The sequence below is a fragment of the Stenotrophomonas sp. KH_052 genome (genome assembly GCF_057838755.1).
In genome coordinates, this window is sequence record NZ_CM174475.1 from 3,601,037 (window position 1) to 3,618,818 (window position 17,782).

Here is a 17,782-nt window from a genome sequence, read left to right on the forward strand (position 1 = left end):
GCATCACGCCACCTTGGCGCCTTCCAGGAAGTCCTGGGCGAAGCGCTGCAGCACGCCGCCGGCTTCGTAGATCGCCACTTCCTCGTCGCTGTCCAGGCGGCAGGTGACCGGCACGATCACGTCCTGGCCGTCGCGGCGGTGGATGACCAGGGTCAGGTCAGCGCGCGGGGTGCGCTCGCCGATCACGTCGAAGGTCTCGGTGCCATCGATGCCCAGGGTCAGGCGGGTGGTGCCCGGCTTGAACTCCAGCGGCAGCACGCCCATGCCGATCAGGTTGGTGCGGTGAATCCGCTCGAAGCCTTCGGCCACGATCGCTTCCACGCCGGCCAGGCGCACGCCCTTGGCGGCCCAGTCGCGCGAGCTGCCCTGGCCGTAGTCGGCACCGGCGATGATGATCAGCGGCTGCTTGCGCTCCATGTAGGTCTCGATCGCTTCCCACATGCGCATCACCTTGCCTTCCGGCTCCACGCGCGCCAGCGAACCCTGCCTCACGCTGCCGTCGTCGTTGCGCACCATCTCGTTGAACAGCTTCGGGTTGGCAAAGGTGGCGCGCTGCGCGGTCAGGTGGTCACCGCGGTGGGTCGCGTAGGAATTGAAGTCCTCTTCCGGCAGGCCCATCTTCGCCAGGTATTCGCCAGCGGCACTCGAAGCCATGATCGCGTTGGACGGCGACAGGTGGTCGGTGGTGATGTTGTCCGGCAGCACGGCGAGCGCGCGCATGCCAGCCAGCGTACGCTCACCGGCCAGTGCACCCTCCCAGTACGGCGGACGACGGATGTAGGTGCTCTGCGGGCGCCAGTCGTACAGCGGGCTGACTGCGGCGCCATGCTCCACGCGCACGTTGAACATCGGGTTGTAGACCTTGCGGAACTGCTCGGGCTTCACTGAGGCCTTCACCACCGCGTCGATCTCGGCGTCGGTTGGCCAGATGTCCTTCAGGCGCACCTGGTTGCCGTCGGCGTCCACGCCCAGCACGTCCTTCTCGATATCGAAGCGCACGGTACCAGCGATGGCGTAGGCGATCACCAGTGGCGGCGAGGCCAGGAAGGCCTGCTTGGCGTACGGGTGGATGCGGCCATCGAAGTTGCGGTTGCCCGACAGCACGGCCGTGGCGTACAGGTCACGGTCGATGATCTCCTGCTGGATCTTCGGGTCCAGCGCACCGCTCATGCCGTTGCAGGTAGTGCAGGCGAAGGCGACGATGCCGAAGCCGAGCTGTTCCAGGTCCGGCAGCAGGCCGGATTCTTCCAGATACAACTGCACGGCCTTGGAACCCGGCGCCAACGAGGACTTCACCCACGGCTTGCGCTGCAGGCCGCGCGCGTTGGCGTTGCGCGCCAGCAGTGCGGCGGCGATCACGTTACGCGGGTTGGAGGTGTTGGTGCAGCTGGTGATGGCGGCGATGATCACTGCGCCATCCGGCATCAGGCCCTGCGCCTGTTCGGCTTTGCCCGCTTCCAGCTTGGCCGCATCAGCAATGCCGCGCTCGGCCAGTTCGGCCACCGGCAGGCGACGGTGCGGATTGCTCGGCCCGGCCATGTTGCGCACCACGGTCGATAGATCGAAGCGCAGCACGCGCTCGTACTGCGCGTTGGCCAGATCATCGGCCCACAGCCCGGTGGTGCGGGCATAGTTCTCCACCAGCGCCACCTGCGATTCCTCGCGCCCGGTCAGGCGCAGGTACTCGGTGGTCTGCGCATCGATGTAGAACATCGCCGCAGTGGCGCCGTACTCCGGGCACATATTGGAGATGGTGGCGCGGTCACCGATGGTCAGTGCCGCGGCACCCTCGCCGAAGAATTCAAGCCACGCACCGACCACGCGTTCCTTGCGCAGGAACTCGGTCAGGGCCAGCACCACATCGGTGGCGGTGATGCCCGGCTGAGGGCGGCCACTCAGTTCGACACCGACGGTGTCGGGCAGGCGCATCCAGGACGCGCGGCCCAGCATCACGTTCTCCGCTTCCAGGCCGCCCACACCAATCGCGATCACGCCCAGCGCATCCACGTGCGGGGTGTGGCTGTCGGTGCCCACGCAGGTATCCGGGAAGGCCACCCCGTTCTGCACGTAGATCACCGGCGACATCTTCTCCAGGTTGATCTGGTGCATGATGCCGTTGCCCGGCGGAATCACGTCCACGTTCTCGAAGGCCAGCTTGGTCCAGTCGATGAAGTGGAAACGGTCTTCGTTGCGGCGATCCTCGATGGCGCGGTTCTTCTCGAACGCCTGCGGATCGTAACCACCGCATTCCACCGCCAGCGAGTGATCGACGATCAGCTGCACCGGCACCACCGGATTGACCTTAGCCGGATCACCACCCTTGTCGGCGATCGCATCACGCAGGCCAGCCAGGTCGACCAACGCGGTTTGGCCGAGGATGTCATGGCACACCACGCGCGCGGGGAACCAGGGGAAATCCAGGTCGCGACGGCGCTCGATCAGCTGCTTCAGCGAATCGGTCAGCGTGGCCGGATCACAACGACGCACCAGGTTTTCGGCCAGCACGCGCGACACGTACGGCAGCGTGGCATAGGCGCCCGGCTGGATCGCATCGACAGCGGCACGCGCGTCGAAATAATCCAGCGAGCTGCCGGGGAGGTTCTTGCGGTAATCGGTATTCATGGGCTGGCGGAGTGCTTGAGGCGGGCCGGGTGCCGGCGGTGCGGCGGCGAAAGCATCCGGCCGGCACGCGGCCGGCCGGATGGGTACAGCAGGTGGATCAGACGCGCTTGTCGATGGCGACGAAGTCGCGGTCTTCCGGACCGATGTAGTTGGCGCTCGGGCGGATGATCTTGCCGTCGATGCGCTGCTCGACGATGTGCGCGCTCCAGCCGGCGGTGCGGGCGATCACGAACAGGGGGGTGAACATCGCGGTCGGCACGCCCATCATGTGGTAGCTGACGGCGCTGAACCAGTCCAGGTTCGGGAACATCTTCTTGATGTCCCACATGACCGTTTCCAGGCGCTCGGCAATGTCGTACATCTTCAGGCTGGACTGCTCTTCGGACAGCTCGCGGGCCACGTCCTTGATCACCTTGTTGCGCGGATCGGACACGGTGTAGACCGGGTGGCCGAAACCAATCACCACTTCCTTGCGCTCCACGCGGGCCTTGATGTCTTCCTCGGCCTCGTCGGGATTGTCGTAGCGCTTCTGCACCTCGAAGGCCACTTCATTGGCACCGCCATGCTTGGGACCGCGCAGCGCACCGATGCCACCGCAGATCGCGCTGTACATGTCGCTGCCGGTGCCGGCGATGACGCGGCAGGCGAAGGTGGAGGCATTGAATTCGTGCTCGGCGTACAGGATCAGCGAGGTGTGCATCGCCTTCACCCACGAATCCTGCGGCTTCTCGCCATGCAGCAGGTGCAGGAAGTGACCTCCGATCGAGTCATCGTCGGTTTCCACGTCGATGGCACGGCCGTTGTGGCTCCAGTGGTACCAGTACAGCAGCATCGAGCCGAGGCAGGCCATCAGCTTGTCGGCGATGTCGCGCGCGCCCGGATGGTTGTGGTCGTCCTTTTCCGGCGACACGCAGCCGAGCACGGACACGCCAGTGCGCATCACGTCCATCGGGTGCGCCGACGGCGGCAGTTCTTCCAGCGCCGCCTTCACCGCGGCCGGAATGCCACGCAGCGACTTCAGCTTGGCCTTGTACGAAACCAGCTCGGCGCGGGTCGGCAGCTTGCCGTGCACCAGCAGGTAGGCGATTTCCTCGAACTCGCTGGTGTTGGCCAGGTCCAGGATGTCGTAGCCACGGTAGTGCAGATCGTTGCCGCTGCGGCCCACGCTGCACAGCGCAGTGTTGCCGGCAGCAGTGCCGGACAGGGCGACGGACTTCTTCGGCTTGAAGGTCGGGGTTGCGGTCGTATCGTTCATGTTTTCCCTCCGAAAACTGATGGTGCAGGGTACTGCTTATTTCTTGGCGGCGAACAGTGCATCGAGCTGCTGCTCGAAGGCGTGGTAGCCGATGCGGTCATACAGCTCTTCGCGCGTCTGCATGCTCTCCACCACATTGCGCTGATGGCCATCGCGGCGCACCGCCTGGTAGACATTTTCGGCGGCCTTGTTGGCCGCACGGAACGCTGACAGCGGGAACAGCTGGATGGCCACGCCGGCCGAGGCCAGTTCATCGCGGCTGAACAGCGGGGTGGCACCGAATTCGGTGATGTTGGCCAGCACCGGCACCTTCACCGCATCGACGAAGCGGCGGTAGGTATCCAGGTCATAGGCAGCCTCGGCGAAGATGCCATCGGCACCGGCTTCGACACAGGCGATGGCGCGCTCGATGGCCTTGTCCACGCCGTCCACCTGGATGGCATCGGTGCGTGCGATCAGGAAAAAGTCCGGATCGGTCTTGGCATCGGCGGCGGCCTTCACGCGGTCGACCATTTCACCCTGCGAGACGATCTCCTTGCCCGGACGGTGGCCGCAGCGCTTGGCGCCAACCTGATCTTCGATATGGCAGGCCGCGGCGCCGGCCTTGATCAGCGACTTCACGGTGCGCGCGATGTTGAACGCGCTCGGGCCGAAACCGGTATCGATGTCGACCATCAGCGGCAGGTCGCAGACATCGGTGATGCGCCGCACGTCGATCAGCACGTCTTCCAGGGTGTTGATACCCAGGTCCGGCAGGCCCAGCGAACCAGCGGCAACGCCGCCGCCGGACAGGTAGATGGCACGGAAGCCAGCGCGCTTGGCCAGCAGCGCATGGTTGGCGTTGATCGCGCCGATCACCTGCAGCGGCGATTCGGCAGCCAGCGCCTCACGGAAGCGGGCACCGGCGGAGAATGGGGCGGAAGCGGTCATGCGGCAATCCAGGTTGAAGAACGGGAAGGTAGGCGCAAGCACCATGCCAAGCTGCAAGCGGTTGATTTCACGGGGATGACCGGCACGCAACTGTGAAACAAATGAAACATTGAAACGGATGTATCATGAAACACCCCACCCGAACCCGCCGCCATGTACCTGCCCCGATCACCCCTGCGCCACGCCGATACCGACCCCGGCCGCCCGGTGATCTGGACCGTCAGCGTCTCGCGGCTGACCGGCCTGCTCGGCGACGTCATTCCCGAGTTCGACCGCCGCGCACGCATCGAGCAGATCAACCTCGGCTTCGAGGAAGCGGTGGACGTGATCGGGCAGCGCCTGCGTCGCGAGCACTGCGATGTGGTGATCGCCGGCGGCTCCAATGCGGCGTGGCTGCGTGGTCGGCTGGAGCTGCCGCTGGTGCCGATCCAGGCCAACGGCTTCGACCTGATGGAAGCACTGGCGCGCGCGCGACGCATCGCTCCGCGCATCGGCCTGGTCACCCACGCCAGCGATGTACCAGTGTTCAGCAACTTCCAGCAGAGTTTCGGCCTGGATATCGAACATCGCCGCTTCGTCACCCGCGAGGACGCACGAGACTGCATCGCCGACCTGCGCGCCAACGGCATCGAGGTGATCGTCGGCACCGGCATGGCCATCGACCATGCAGAACAGGCCGGTCTGCCCGGGGTGCTGCTGTATTCGGCCGACTCGGTGCGGCAGGCGTTCGAACATGCGCTGGAACTGACCCAGACCCTGGCACGTTCCGGCAGCAACCGCCCTGCCCCGCGCCGGCGCCCGGCAGCGCGTGCCGATGCGCATGAACTACTCGGCGACAGCGACGCGATGGCGCAGGTGCGCGCGCAGATCGCGCTCTACGCCCCACATGACAGCACCGTGCTGGTCAGCGGCGAAACCGGCACCGGCAAGGAACTGGTGGCGCGCCAGCTGCACGCCGCCAGCGGTCGTCGCGGACGCTTCGTGGCACTGAACTGCGGCGCGATCAGCGAATCGCTGCTGGAAGCGGAGCTGTTCGGCTACAGCGATGGCGCCTTCACCGGCGCGCGGCGTGGTGGCCGTGTTGGCCTGGTCGAGGCGGCAGATGGCGGCACCCTGTTCCTGGACGAAATCGGCGAACTGCCGCTACCGCTGCAGACCCGACTGCTGCGGGTGCTGGAGGAACGCGAAGTGCTGCGCGTCGGCGCCACCGAACCCACGCCCGTGGATCTGCGCGTCGTCGCTGCCACGCTGCAGTCACTGGAACAACGTGCCGCCGCCGGAAGTTTCCGCCGTGATCTGTATTACCGCCTGGCCGCGCTGCGTATCGCGCTGCCTTCGCTGCGTGCGCGGCACAGCGATATCCCGCTGTTGGCGCAGCACTTCTTCCGCCAGCTGCGTGGCATCGATGCGCCACTGGATGAGGACGCACTGGCGGTACTGACCGCCGCCGAGTGGCCCGGCAACGTGCGCGAACTGCGCAACCTGGTCGATCGCCTGCGCATCCACTGGCAGCCGGGTGAAGGGCTGATCGATGCCGCGCGACTGTTGCGGCTTGCACCTGAGCTGGTGAATGAGGGCACTGCAGCCTTGCCGGTGGAAAGCAACGGCAAGCGCCCGCCGCGTGCGCAGCTGGAAGCGCTGTTGCAGGAACACCGCAATGACCGCGAGGGGATGGCGCAGGCGCTGGGCGTCTCACGCACCACGCTGTGGCGCTGGCTGCGCGCGGAAGGCCTGTAGAGCCGAGCCCATGCTCGGCTGATCTTCCCGCAGAAGCAGCCGAGCATGGGCTCGGCTCTACAGGGTGCGTGCCGTCAGCGTGACCAACGCGCCTCTATCGCAAACCGGCCACTCCCCACCGCCGCAATCCAAAGCAGCAGCACCCCAAGCGGCACTTCGCTGAGGTAGAAGAACCAGCTCAACCAATCCGGCACGCTCAGCCCGGCCGGAATGCGTGCGATGCCATCGGTCAATGCGGCCACCGCGCAGATGCCCGCCAGCAGCAATGCCGAAGGGCGACTGAGCAGCCCCAGCACCAGCAGTCCACCGGCAATCCATTCAATCACACCCAGCACCGGCGCACTGAATACCGGGAACGGAATCCCCGCATCGACCAACGTATGCACCATGCGCTCGCGCCCGGCGTCGGTGAACACCTTGTTCCAGCCGGAGACGCAGAACATCACACCGGCGACGATGCGGGCAAGCAGCAGCAGGTAAGCCTCCACGCCACGACGCGGTGATGGCACGGCAAACAGGCAACGCCAGGAGGGCATGGCAACTCCACAGATTGAAGGCTTCGATTGGAGTGTGCCCGCCAGCTACCTGCTCATACATGAAGCTGACCAGTCCACTCGCAAAAAGCGTGGACTTCTGTAGAGCCGAGCCCGCGCTCAGCTGATGCTCTCGAAGGAGCAGCCGAGCGTGGGCTCGGCTCTACAACAGGCCTCCAACAACCAGCAGGCGTTGCATCGGGCAGCCTTACGGATACAGCAGGCGCTTGCTCCAGCGCCCTTCAGCCCCGGCCTCATAGCACCAGCGCTCATGCAGGCGGAATTGCGCGCCGTACCAGAACTCGATGCGGTCGGGCACCACGCGCAGGCCGCTCCAGCCATCCGGGCGCGGCACGTCCTTGCCTTCGAAGCGGGCTTCGATCTCGGCCACGCGTGCGTCGAATTCCTCGCGCGTCGACAGCGTCTTCGACTGCTGCGAGGCCCAGGCGCCGACCTGGCTCAAGCGCGGGCGGCTGGCGAAGTAGGCATCAGCCTCGGCATCAGCGACCTGCTCGACACGGCCTTCGATGCGCACCTGGATGCCGGCCTCGCGCAGGCTGCGCCACAGGAACAGCAGTGCGGCCTGCGGATTGGCCTGAAGTTCCTGGCCCTTGTGGCTGTCCAGATGGGTGTAGAAGACAAAGCCACGCTCGTCGAAGGCCTTCAGCAGCACGGTACGCGCCGAGGGACGGCCCTGCGTATCGGCGGTGGCCACGGTCATCGCATTCGGCTCGACCTCGCGGCTCTGCTTGGCCTCCTCGAACAGGCCGGCAAACGTGGACAGGGCTTCGGCGTACAGGTCGCTCATGATTGCGTTCTTCTCACACGGATTGGGCTATTGTGGCTGCATGGTCGCTGCTGCGTATATGCCCCAGGTGAAAGGATTCCCCGAAACATTGGCCGAACAGGCGCTGGACGATGCGCTGGCCAGCGATGCAGCAGTTCCAGTATTGGCGATCAGCGGTCTGCAGGGGAGCGGCAAATCGACGCTGGCCGCGCAGGTGGTGGCGCGCGCCCAGGCACGTGGCCTGAACGCGGCCACGCTGTCGATCGATGATGTCTACCTGACCCGCGCACAGCGCCAACGGCTGGCCCGCCAGGTGCACCCATTGCTGATCACCCGCGGCCCGCCCGGCACCCACGACCTGCCGCTGGCCCACGCCGTACTGGACGCGGTGGCCGCACGCCAGCCCTTCGCGATGCCGCGCTTCGACAAGCTCGCCGACGAGCGCCTGCCCGAGGCTCAGTGGCCGCAGCTGCAGCAGCCATTGGACCTGCTGGTGTTCGAAGGCTGGTTCCTCGGCACACCGGCGCAGGATGACAACGCACTGGACAGCCCGTTGAACGCGCTGGAACGCGAGGCCGACGCCGATGGTCGTTGGCGCCGCTGGTGCAACCAGGCACTGGCCCGCGACTACCCGGCGTTGTGGCAGCGCTGCGACCGCCTGTGGTTCCTGCAGCCGCCGGATTTTTCGGTGGTGCCGCGCTGGCGCTGGCAGCAGGAGCAGAACCTGCAGGCGGCGCAGCCGGGCCGGCACGGCATGAGCCGGCCGCAGCTGGAGCGCTTCGTGCAGTATTACGAGCGGGTCAGCCGGCAGGCACTGCATGCCCTGCCCGGCCTGGCCGACCACGTGGTGGTGCTGGACGGCCAGCGCCAGGTGCAGGCGGTGCGCTGAGGGCGCCTATTCCACCAGGAACGTCACCCGCAGATTGACCCGCCATTCGGTGATTTCGCCGTTGCCATCGGTCACCACCTTGGTTTCGTTGATCCAGGCGCCCTGGATGCCCTTGACCGTCCCGGATACCTTCTTCAAGCCACTGCGCACGGCATCCTCCACGCTCTTGGGCGAGGACGCATTGATTTCGATGACCTTGGCGACCGTCATGACTGCTGCTCCGTCAGGCGCGGGAGAGCCCCGCAGTAACGCCCAGCCTGACGTGAAGAACGTAAAGGCCAAGGCACGGAGGTGTTAGGATCAGAGGGCATGAATCCTGCTCCGAACCTGATCCTGATCGGCCCGATGGGCGCCGGTAAAACCTGCATCGGCCGCCGCCTGGCCGAGCGCTTCACGCTGGACTTCGTCGATGTCGACCAGGCCATCGTCGATGCCGCCGGCGCCAGCATCCCGACCATCTTCGAGCACTCGGGCGAAACCGGCTTCCGCAGCCATGAGCGTGAGGCGCTTGCTCGCGTACTGGAAGGCCGTGGCCAGCTGGTCTCCACCGGTGGCGGCGCCGTACTGGATCCGGACAACCGTGCACTGATCGCCCGGCGCGGCTTCGTGGTCTACCTCCGGGTCAGCGTGGCCGAACAGCTGGAGCGCCTGGCCCGCGACAAGGGCCGGCCGCTGCTGCAGCGCCCTGACCGCGAGCAGGTGCTGCACGATCTGGCCGCACACCGCGACCCGCTGTACCGCGAGCTGGCCGACCTCATCCTCGATACCGACCCGTACACCGCTGCCGATGCGACCGCCCAGCTGGTGGTCAAGCTGGCCACGCAATGGCAGCGCCAGGACCTGACCGCATGACTTCCCCCGCCCTGTTGCAGGTCGCCGTTGGCGGCGACCGCCCCTACTCCATCACCATCGGCGCTGGCGCGCAGGCCGACGGCACCGCGCTGGCCTCGCATGTGCGCGGCCGCCACGTGCTTTTGCTCAGCGACAGCGAAGTGGCTCCGCGCTACCTGGCCGCCGTGAAGCAGACGCTGCTGGCCGCACGCCCCGACCTGATCGTCGGCGAGCACGTGCTGGCCGCCGGCGAAGCCTCCAAGACCCTGGCCGAATTCGGCCGCACGATCGAAGCGCTGGCCGCGCTCGGCGCCACCCGAGATGCCTGCGTGTTCGCCCTCGGCGGCGGCGTGGTTGGTGACCTCGCCGGATTCGCCGCCGCCTGCTGGATGCGCGGCGTGGACTGCGTGCAACTGCCGACCACCCTGCTGGCGATGGTCGATTCGTCGGTGGGCGGCAAGACCGCGGTCGACATTCCAGCCGGCAAGAACCTGGTCGGCGCGTTCCATCCCCCCCGCGCGGTGATCGCCGATACCCTCGTGCTGGCCACCCTGCCGTCGCGCGAACTGCGCGCTGGCCTGGCCGAAGTGGTGAAGTACGGTGCACTGGGCGACGCGGTGTTCTTCGAATGGCTGCAGCAGCACGCCGATGCGCTGCTGGCCGGCGAGGATGCAGTGCTGGCCGAGGCCATCGCGCGCAGCTGCCGGCACAAGGCCGCCATCGTCGAGCGCGATCCGTTCGAGAAAGGCGAGCGCGCCCTTCTCAACCTTGGCCACACCTTCGGCCACGCCATCGAGACCGAACAGGGCTACTCCGCTCCCGGCCGCGATGCACTGAACCATGGCGAGGCGGTGGCGGTGGGCATGGTGCTGGCGGCGAAGCTGTCCACCGACCTGGGCCTGGCAGACGACGCCGACCGTGCGCGCCTGCAGATGCTGCTGGAACGCCTCGGCCTGCCGGTGGCGATCCCGGCCGGACTGGACCCGCAGGCCCTGCTCGGCCGCATGCGGCTGGACAAGAAGAACGTGGCCGGCCGCCTGCGCCTGGTGCTGTGGCGCGGCATCGGCCGTGCTGAAGTGGTGCCGGACGTGGACGAGGCGGCGGTGCTGAAGGTGCTGGGCGCGGCCTGACCGTTTCCGTGTTCGCCGGGCATGGCCCGGCGCTACCGGGGAGGTTTCATGAAGTTGCCGGCCAACGGCCGGCACGACCGCGTTGCGGCCGGGGTCACCCTGGCCCCGCTACAATCGGCGCCATGCACGTTTACCTGCAACATCCCGACGCCGGTGCGCAGGCACCGCGCTTCCTGCGCCTGATCCTGCAGCCGGACCTGTTCGGCGGCTGGGAGCTGCTGCGCGAGAGCGGTCGCGCCGGTGGTCGCTCGCAGCTGCGGCGCGAGCTGTTCCTGCAGGCCGACGAAGCCCGCCATGCCTTCGAGAAGGCCCGCGATGCCGAACTGCATCGCGGCTTCCAGATTCTTCCGCACGGCGACTGACGCCGCTGCCAACTTTCGCCCAAGGAATGCCCATCGTGACCAGCCCTCTCCGCAACGATCGCCTGCTGCGCGCCCTGCGCCGCGAACCGGTGGACTGCACCCCCGTCTGGCTGATGCGCCAGGCCGGCCGCTACCTGCCGGAGTACCGCGCGACCCGGGCCAAGGCCGGCAGCTTCCTGGCCATGGCCAAGAACCCGGAGATCGCCTGCGAAGTCACCCTGCAGCCGCTGCGCCGCTTCCCGCTGGACGCTGCGATCCTGTTCTCGGACATCCTCACCATTCCCGATGCGATGGGCCTGGAGCTGTACTTCGTCGAAGGCGAAGGCCCGAAGTTCCGCTACCCGGTGCGTGATGAAGCCGCCATCGCCAAGCTGGCGGTCCCGGACATGGAACAGGACCTGGGCTACGTGATGGACGCGGTGCGCCTGATCCGCCGTGAGCTGGACGGCCAGGTGCCGCTGATCGGTTTCTCCGGCAGCCCGTGGACGCTGGCCTGCTACATGGTGGAAGGCGGCGGCAGCAAGGACTTCGCGCGGATCAAGGCGATGGCACTGAACCATCCGCAGGCCCTGCACCACCTGCTGGAGGTCACCACCGAGGCGGTCATCGCCTACCTTGGCGCGCAGCGCGCGGCCGGTGCACAGGCACTACAGGTGTTCGACACCTGGGGTGGCGTGCTGTCGCCGTCGATGTACCGCGAGTTCTCGCTGCGCTACCTGCAGCGCATCGCCGAGGGCCTGGATCGCGGCGAAGGCAACGAGCGCACGCCGCTGATCCTGTTCGGCAAGGGCACCGGCCTGCACCTGGAGGCGCTGTCGCAGACCGGTGCCGATGCACTCGGCCTGGACTGGACGCTGGACCTGGACGAAGCGATGCGCCGCACCGGTGGTCGCGTCGCCCTGCAGGGCAACCTCGACCCGACCACGCTGTACGCCTCGCCGGATGCGATCGCCGCCGCAGCAGCACGCGTGCTCGACACCTATGCCGCCGGCAATGGCGGCTCGCGCGAGGGCCATGTGTTCAACCTCGGCCACGGCATGTCGCCGGACATGGACCCGGCGCACGTGCAGGTGCTGGTCGACGCGGTGCACGCCCACAGCCAGCGCTGAGCATTGCGCATGCGGTTGCGGCGCGATGTTGATCGCGCCGTGACCCGCAGTGCGCGATCATGGCGTCCCCCACGCTGCACCGGCCACACCCCATGTCCACATCGCCATCGACCTACACCCGCCAGCGCCCCCTGCTGTGGCTGGTTTCGTTGGCGATCTTCATGCAGATGCTGGACTCGACCATCGTCAACACGGCCTTGCCGGCGATGGCGGCCAGCCTGGGCGAAAGCCCGCTGCAGATGCAGTCGGTGGTGTTCAGCTATGCGCTGGCGGTAGCCACCTTCATTCCCGCTTCCGGATGGATCGCCGACCGCTACGGCACCCGACGCACCTTCCTGGTGGCGATCATCCTGTTCACCCTCGGCTCGCTGGCCTGCGCGCTGGCCCAGCACCTGCACCAGCTGGTCGGTGCGCGCGTGCTGCAGGGTATCGGCGGTGCGATGCTGCTGCCGGTCGGCCGCCTGGCAGTGATGCGTTCGGTACCACGCGAGGATTTCCTGCGCGCGATGAGCTTCATCGCCATCCCGGCCCTGGTCGGCCCGTTGATCGGCCCCACGTTGGGTGGCTGGCTGGTCGAGATCGCATCGTGGCACTGGGTGTTCCTGATCAACCTGCCGATCGGCGTGATCGGTTTCATCGCTGCGATGAAGATCATGCCCGACCACTACGCCAGCCATCGCACCCGATTCGACCTGCGCGGCTACATCATGCTGGCCTTTGCGATGGTGGTGCTGTCGCTGGCGCTGGATGGCATCTCCGGGCTCGGTACGCCACACGCACTGGTGATGCTGATGACCGTGGCCGGCCTGGCGGCGCTGGTGGGTTACTGGCTGCACGCCGCCAACTCGACCGCGCCGTTGTTCTCGCTGGCGCTGTTCCGCGTGCCCAGCTACCGCATCGGCATCCTTGGCAACCTGTTCTCGCGTATCGGCAGCAGCGCCATGCCGATGCTGATCCCGTTGCTGCTGCAGGTCGGCCTCGGCCTCGGCCCGATGAACGCCGGCCTGATGATGGTGCCGGTGGCGGCGGCCGGCATGGTGTCGAAGAAGCTGGCGGTGAAGCTGGTCGAGCGCTACGGCTACCGCCGCGTGCTGATGGTCAACACCGTGCTGGTGGGCCTGGCGATGGCCAGCTTCATCCTGATGACGCCCGGCCAGCATCTGGCCTGGCGCCTGCTGCAGCTGGCCTTCTTCGGCGCGGTCAATTCGCTGCAGTTCACCGTGATGAACACCGTGACCCTGCGTGATCTGGACCGCGAATTCGCCAGTTCCGGCAACAGCCTGCTGTCGATGGTGATGATGCTCGCAGCCGGTTTCGGTGCCGCGGCGGCGGGTAGCCTGCTGGCCGCGTTCGGCAATCACCTGGACAGCGACAGTGCGACGTCGGCGCTGCACGCCACCTTCCTGTGCGTGGGTGCGATCACCCTGACCTCGACGATGATCTTCTGGCAGCTGCCGGACACCAAGCCCGAACCGCGGCAGGTCGAGCACGTCGCAGAGTGAGGGGTTCGGCAGGGTTGCACCCTGCACCCGCTAGAAGCCGCAGCAACAGCAAAAACCGGCTCTGTGAATGCTGTGCGCTGGGCGGTGCGGTGTGGGGCTTCAGGACACGCCGTAAACCCATCCTTGGGGGCTCGATGGCGCCATCCATGGCGCCAACGGTCCTGCAGCCCCACACCGCCCCACCCCCGACAGTTTCCCGGTGACGGTAAGTAGATCCACGCCATGCGTGGATGAAACTTCATCGAAATCGAATATTTCGATATCGGAAAGATCTGAGCCGAGCATGGCTCGGCTCTACAGAAAGCAACTGTCGGCACCTCGCGAGAATCTGTCGAAGGCGGGGTGGGTTCGGTTGCGGGGGCGTGAGCCGCATGGATGCGGCGACCGAGCTTACATGGATGTACTTGCAGCGTCCCCCGCAACCGGACCCACCCCGCCATCGCATGGAATGCACGCTTTTGACGTTGACGTTGATCCGGCGGGTGCAGGGCCGCAGGCCCTGCCGAACCCTCTACCGTCCCATGATCCTGGCAATCGCTTCCACCAGCAGCTCCCCGGTCACCGGCTTGCGCAGGAAGCCACCGATACCGGCCGCTTCCACCTGCTGCTGCAGGTCCGGGTCGGTACGCGCGGTCACCGCCAGCAGCGGCAGCATGTAGCCCTGGTTGCGCAGGTGCTGGGCCAGCTCGAAACCACTCAGTCCCGGCAGGTCCAGGTCCAGCAGGCCGACGTCGAAGTCACCGGCACTGATCTCGCGCAACGCCGCCAGCGCGTGGCCGGCATGTACCACGTCATGCCCACGCGCGCTCAACAGTCCGCGCACCACGTCGGCCACGGTGGCGTCGTCCTCCACCAGCAGCACCCGCAACGGCGGCATGTTCGCCGCTTCTTCGCGGTGCGCTTCGCCAGCGGCTTCGGCATCGGCGTCGACCACCAGCGGCAACGGCAGGGTCACGCCGAAACAGGTGCCCCGGCCCAGCTGGCTCTCGACCTGGATCCGGCCCTGCATGGCCTGCGCCAGCTCGCGGCAGATCGCCAGGCCCAGGCCGCTGCCGCCGTACTGCGCGGCGGTGCGCGCACCGTCGGCCTGCTCGAAGCGGCGGAACAGGCGTTGCTGTTGCTCCTGGCTGATGCCAGGACCGGTATCGCGCACCTCGAAGTGCAGCGCGCGCAGTTCACCATCGCTGCGCGCGTGCAGGGTGATGGTGCCGCGGCTGGTGAACTTCACCGCGTTCGACAGCAGGTTGAGCAGGATCTGGCGGACCCGCATCGCATCACCGGTCGCCTGCAGCCCCGGTGGCAACTGGTTGTCCAGGGTGAAGCGCAGGCCCTTCTGCGCGGCCAGCGGCCCCATCAACGCGGCCAGATCCTGCAGCAGGCGACTCAACGCGAACGGCTTGGACTGCAGTTCCAATCTGCCCGATTCGATCCGCGCCAGGTCCAGCGCATCATTGACCAGATGCAGCAGGTGTTCACCGGCGTGGCGGATCGACTGCGTGTAGCCGCGCTGCTGCGGATCCAGCGGCGAGGCCAGCAGCAGTTCGCTCATGCCCAGCACACCGGTCATCGGCGTGCGGATCTCATGGCCGAGGTTGGCCAGGAAACGGGTCTTGGCGGCGGAGGCCTGTTCGGCCAGCTCCTGCTTGTGCAGCGCCAGCTGGTAGGCATGGCGACGCTGCAGGCGGCGGCGATACAGCCAGGCGAACCAGCTGGTCAGCAGCAGTGCGATCGACGCCAGCACCAGCAACCCGGACAGGCTGCGCCACCACGGCGGCTGCACGCGGAACTCCAGGCTCTGCACCCGCGACCAGACATGGTCGGCCGAGCGCGCCTGCACTTCCAGGCGATAGCTGCCCGGTGGCAGCCGCGAGAACAGGCGCTCACCGGCCGGCCCCACTTCAACCCAATCCGGGTCGTAGCCGGCCAGCCGGTAGCGATAGGTGTTGGAGGCCGAATCCGCAAACGACAGCAGGCGCGCGACGATGCGCAGGTCGCGGTCGCCATCGGCGATCTGCAACGGCGTGTCGTGAGTGAGGTCCAGCACCTGCTCGTTGCGGCGCACCTCGACACGCTCGATCACCAACGGTGCACGCCGCACCGACGGCCGCACTTGTTCCGGGTCGAACACCACCACGCCGGCCGGCGTGCCCGCCACCAGGTGACCGTCGCCCGAGGTCGTCAGTGTGTGCTCGCGGAACTCCTGGCTGGGGAGGCCGTCGTGCACGCCATACAGACGCACGCTCTGGCCATCGGCACCCACCCGCACCAGCCCGCGTGCGCTGGTTGCCCAGGCCACGCCCTGCGCGTCGACCACCAGGCCAGAGGCGGAGATCGCCGGATAGCCCTGCTCGGCACCGATCACAGCCTGCCGTTCCAGGCGCCCCTGGCTCCAGCGATAACGCGACAGACGCCCGTCTTCGGACAGCCAGACCTGGCCATCGCGGCCCACGTGCAGTGCGTGGATCGCCGTGGCCGGTGCACCGGGCACCGGCTGGAATCGTTCGCTCTCCGGCAACCACTGCAGCAGGCCACGGCTGCTGGCCAGCCAGATGTGGTCCTGCGGGCCGCATTCCACGTCGAGGTTGAGTTGCCCCTGCTGCAATCCACGCTGGCCATTGTCGAGCTGCCGGCGCAGGCGCCCATCCAGATCACGCTGCTGCAGGCCGGCCGGCAGCATCAGCCAGAGGCTGTCGCCATCGCAGGTCATCATCGATTCGATGACCCCTTCCATGGTCGCGTCGGCGCCAGCGTCACGGCCCCACCGGCGCAGGTCGCGACGCTTGGGGTCGTAGCGCATCAGCGCGTCGGTCGAGCCGATCCAGACCTGGCCACGCCGGTCCTCGCGCACCGAGGTCAGCCAGTACATGCCATTGACCCAGGTGCGGTGCTGCTCGATCCTGCCGGTCTTCGGGTCGAAACGGTCCAGCGCGCCGTGGCTGCCCACCGTCCAGATGCCGCCATTGCTGGAGGGACTGGTCCCGAGCACGAAAGCATTGCGCAGCGAACTGGCATCGTCCTCCAGCCGCGACAGCACCGAGAACTGCCACCAGCGCGGCAGCAGGTGCCACAGGCCTGCATTGGTGCTGGCCAGCCAGATGCCGCCTTCGCGGTCCTCGTAGGCGCCGGTCCAGTTCGGCCGTACCGGGCCGCGCGCAACCGCGCTGTACAGCGGAACGGTCTGGTACTGGCCGCCCACGGCCCGGCCCAGGCCACTGCGGGTATCCAGCCAATGCCCGCCCTGCTCGTCGCGCAGCATCATGCCGAGCACCTGTTCGCCCTGCGGCAGCTTCCACGGCAACGTTTCGAAACGACCATCGGGACGACGCACGGTGGCGCCGGCCATCGTGCTGATCCACAGGCTGCCATCGGGTTCGCTGGTCAGGCCGTTGATCAGCAGGCTGGGAATCACGTCGGCGCCGATGCGCTCGAAATCGGTGCCGGTCCAGCGCGCCACGCCATGCTTGGTACCAACCCACAGGCTGCCATCGGCCAGCGTGACCAGGTACGGCACCGATGCAGCAGGCAGGCTGCGCGGATTGTTCGCCTCCGGCAGGAAGCGCTGCAGGCGGTCCTGGCTGTCCAGACGGTACAGGCCGCCTTCGTGGGTACCGAACCAGATCGAGCCGTCAGGCGTGGTTGCCAGGCTCCAGATGGTGTTGGTGCCCATCAGCGGCTGGCTGCTGCGGTCGTAGAAATGCAGTTGCCGGCGGTCGGCCGACATCCGCACCAGGCCGGCGTTCTCGGTACCGATCCAGAGTTGGTTGCGCGCATCCACCAGCACCGTCCAGATGCGGTTGTCGCGCAGCCCGTCTTCCGAGCGCCAGATCCGGTAGTTGCGGCCGTCGTAGCGGGCCAGACCGTCGTTGGTGGCGATCCACAGGTAGCCGTAGCGGTCCTCGGCCATGCGGTTGACGGTATTGGATGGCAGGCCATCGAACACGGTGACCTGGCGCGGGCTCGGCGGCACCGGCTGCGCCGCAGCAGGCGACAGGCAGCACAGGAGGACCAGCAGCAGCATCGCCGCCCGCAGATACACCACCGATTGCCTCCTCACGCTGCTTCTGATGGATTCCCGCGCTGCGGGCGTCGGCATGG

Annotated in this window: 14 protein-coding genes; 7 read left to right on the forward strand and 7 right to left on the reverse strand. The window is 67.1% G+C overall.

Annotated features, from left to right (window positions below; all coding sequences use genetic code 11):
• Positions 1-3: 3 nt before the first annotated feature.
• The 3 genes from acnD to prpB form a co-directional block, all read right to left on the reverse strand.
• Positions 4-2,622: a Fe/S-dependent 2-methylisocitrate dehydratase AcnD gene (gene acnD / locus AC3ITW_RS16615; RefSeq protein WP_489389744.1), complete on the reverse strand. Its 2,619-nt coding sequence runs from the start codon at positions 2,620-2,622 to the stop codon at positions 4-6.
• Between the two features lie 97 nt (positions 2,623-2,719).
• Entirely contained in the window at positions 2,720-3,877 is a 1,158-nt protein-coding gene (gene prpC / locus AC3ITW_RS16620; protein WP_006384137.1) for a bifunctional 2-methylcitrate synthase/citrate synthase, read from the reverse strand.
• A gap of 36 nt (positions 3,878-3,913) precedes the next feature.
• A complete protein-coding gene (gene prpB / locus AC3ITW_RS16625) occupies positions 3,914-4,807 on the reverse strand; it encodes a methylisocitrate lyase (protein WP_012511842.1) in 894 nt (297 codons plus the stop codon).
• 153 nt (positions 4,808-4,960) lie between these two features.
• Here prpB and prpR point away from each other — a divergent pair, with 153 nt between their 5' ends.
• Entirely contained in the window at positions 4,961-6,544 is a 1,584-nt protein-coding gene (gene prpR / locus AC3ITW_RS16630) for a propionate catabolism operon regulatory protein PrpR (RefSeq protein ID WP_006384210.1), read from the forward strand.
• 74 nt (positions 6,545-6,618) lie between these two features.
• Here the strand turns inward: prpR and AC3ITW_RS16635 are convergent, their stop codons facing one another.
• Both AC3ITW_RS16635 and pdxH read right to left on the reverse strand, forming a co-directional pair.
• Positions 6,619-7,080 (reverse strand): DoxX family protein, encoded by a 462-nt coding sequence (locus tag AC3ITW_RS16635; RefSeq protein WP_006384211.1) that lies wholly within the window; start codon positions 7,078-7,080, stop codon positions 6,619-6,621.
• Between the two features lie 205 nt (positions 7,081-7,285).
• Entirely contained in the window at positions 7,286-7,885 is a 600-nt protein-coding gene (gene pdxH, locus AC3ITW_RS16640) for a pyridoxamine 5'-phosphate oxidase (RefSeq protein ID WP_012511844.1), read from the reverse strand.
• A gap of 40 nt (positions 7,886-7,925) precedes the next feature.
• On the opposite strand from pdxH, the gene AC3ITW_RS16645 reads away from it, so the two are divergent.
• Positions 7,926-8,753, forward strand: coding sequence for a kinase (locus AC3ITW_RS16645; RefSeq protein ID WP_041864575.1), 828 nt, complete (start codon positions 7,926-7,928; stop codon positions 8,751-8,753).
• A 6-nt stretch (positions 8,754-8,759) separates the two neighbouring features.
• Here AC3ITW_RS16645 and AC3ITW_RS16650 read toward each other — a convergent pair whose 3' ends face one another.
• A complete protein-coding gene (locus AC3ITW_RS16650; RefSeq protein WP_012511846.1) occupies positions 8,760-8,963 on the reverse strand; it encodes a dodecin family protein in 204 nt (67 codons plus the stop codon).
• A gap of 99 nt (positions 8,964-9,062) precedes the next feature.
• On the opposite strand from AC3ITW_RS16650, the gene AC3ITW_RS16655 reads away from it, so the two are divergent.
• The 5 genes from AC3ITW_RS16655 to mdtD all read left to right on the forward strand — a co-directional run bounded on the left by AC3ITW_RS16655 (position 9,063) and on the right by mdtD (position 13,687).
• On the forward strand, positions 9,063-9,605 hold the full coding sequence (locus AC3ITW_RS16655; RefSeq protein ID WP_006384262.1) for a shikimate kinase: 543 nt from the start codon (positions 9,063-9,065) through the stop codon (positions 9,603-9,605).
• Complete coding sequence (gene aroB / locus AC3ITW_RS16660) at positions 9,602-10,714, forward strand: 3-dehydroquinate synthase (protein ID WP_489389745.1); 1,113 nt, start codon at positions 9,602-9,604, stop codon at positions 10,712-10,714. The genes AC3ITW_RS16655 and aroB overlap by 4 nt, the downstream gene beginning before the upstream one ends.
• Before the next feature lie 122 nt (positions 10,715-10,836).
• Positions 10,837-11,076 carry a WGR domain-containing protein gene (locus tag AC3ITW_RS16665; protein WP_006384267.1) on the forward strand — a complete coding sequence of 80 codons (240 nt, stop codon included), beginning with the start codon at positions 10,837-10,839 and terminating at the stop codon, positions 11,074-11,076.
• A gap of 26 nt (positions 11,077-11,102) precedes the next feature.
• Complete coding sequence (gene hemE, locus AC3ITW_RS16670; RefSeq protein WP_489389746.1) at positions 11,103-12,185, forward strand: uroporphyrinogen decarboxylase; 1,083 nt, start codon at positions 11,103-11,105, stop codon at positions 12,183-12,185.
• A 92-nt stretch (positions 12,186-12,277) separates the two neighbouring features.
• Positions 12,278-13,687: a multidrug transporter subunit MdtD gene (gene mdtD, locus AC3ITW_RS16675; RefSeq protein ID WP_065723923.1), complete on the forward strand. Its 1,410-nt coding sequence runs from the start codon at positions 12,278-12,280 to the stop codon at positions 13,685-13,687.
• A 511-nt stretch (positions 13,688-14,198) separates the two neighbouring features.
• Here mdtD and AC3ITW_RS16680 read toward each other — a convergent pair.
• On the reverse strand, positions 14,199-17,726 hold the full coding sequence (locus AC3ITW_RS16680) for a hybrid sensor histidine kinase/response regulator (RefSeq protein ID WP_448123326.1): 3,528 nt from the start codon (positions 17,724-17,726) through the stop codon (positions 14,199-14,201).
• Positions 17,727-17,782: the final 56 nt, after the last annotated feature.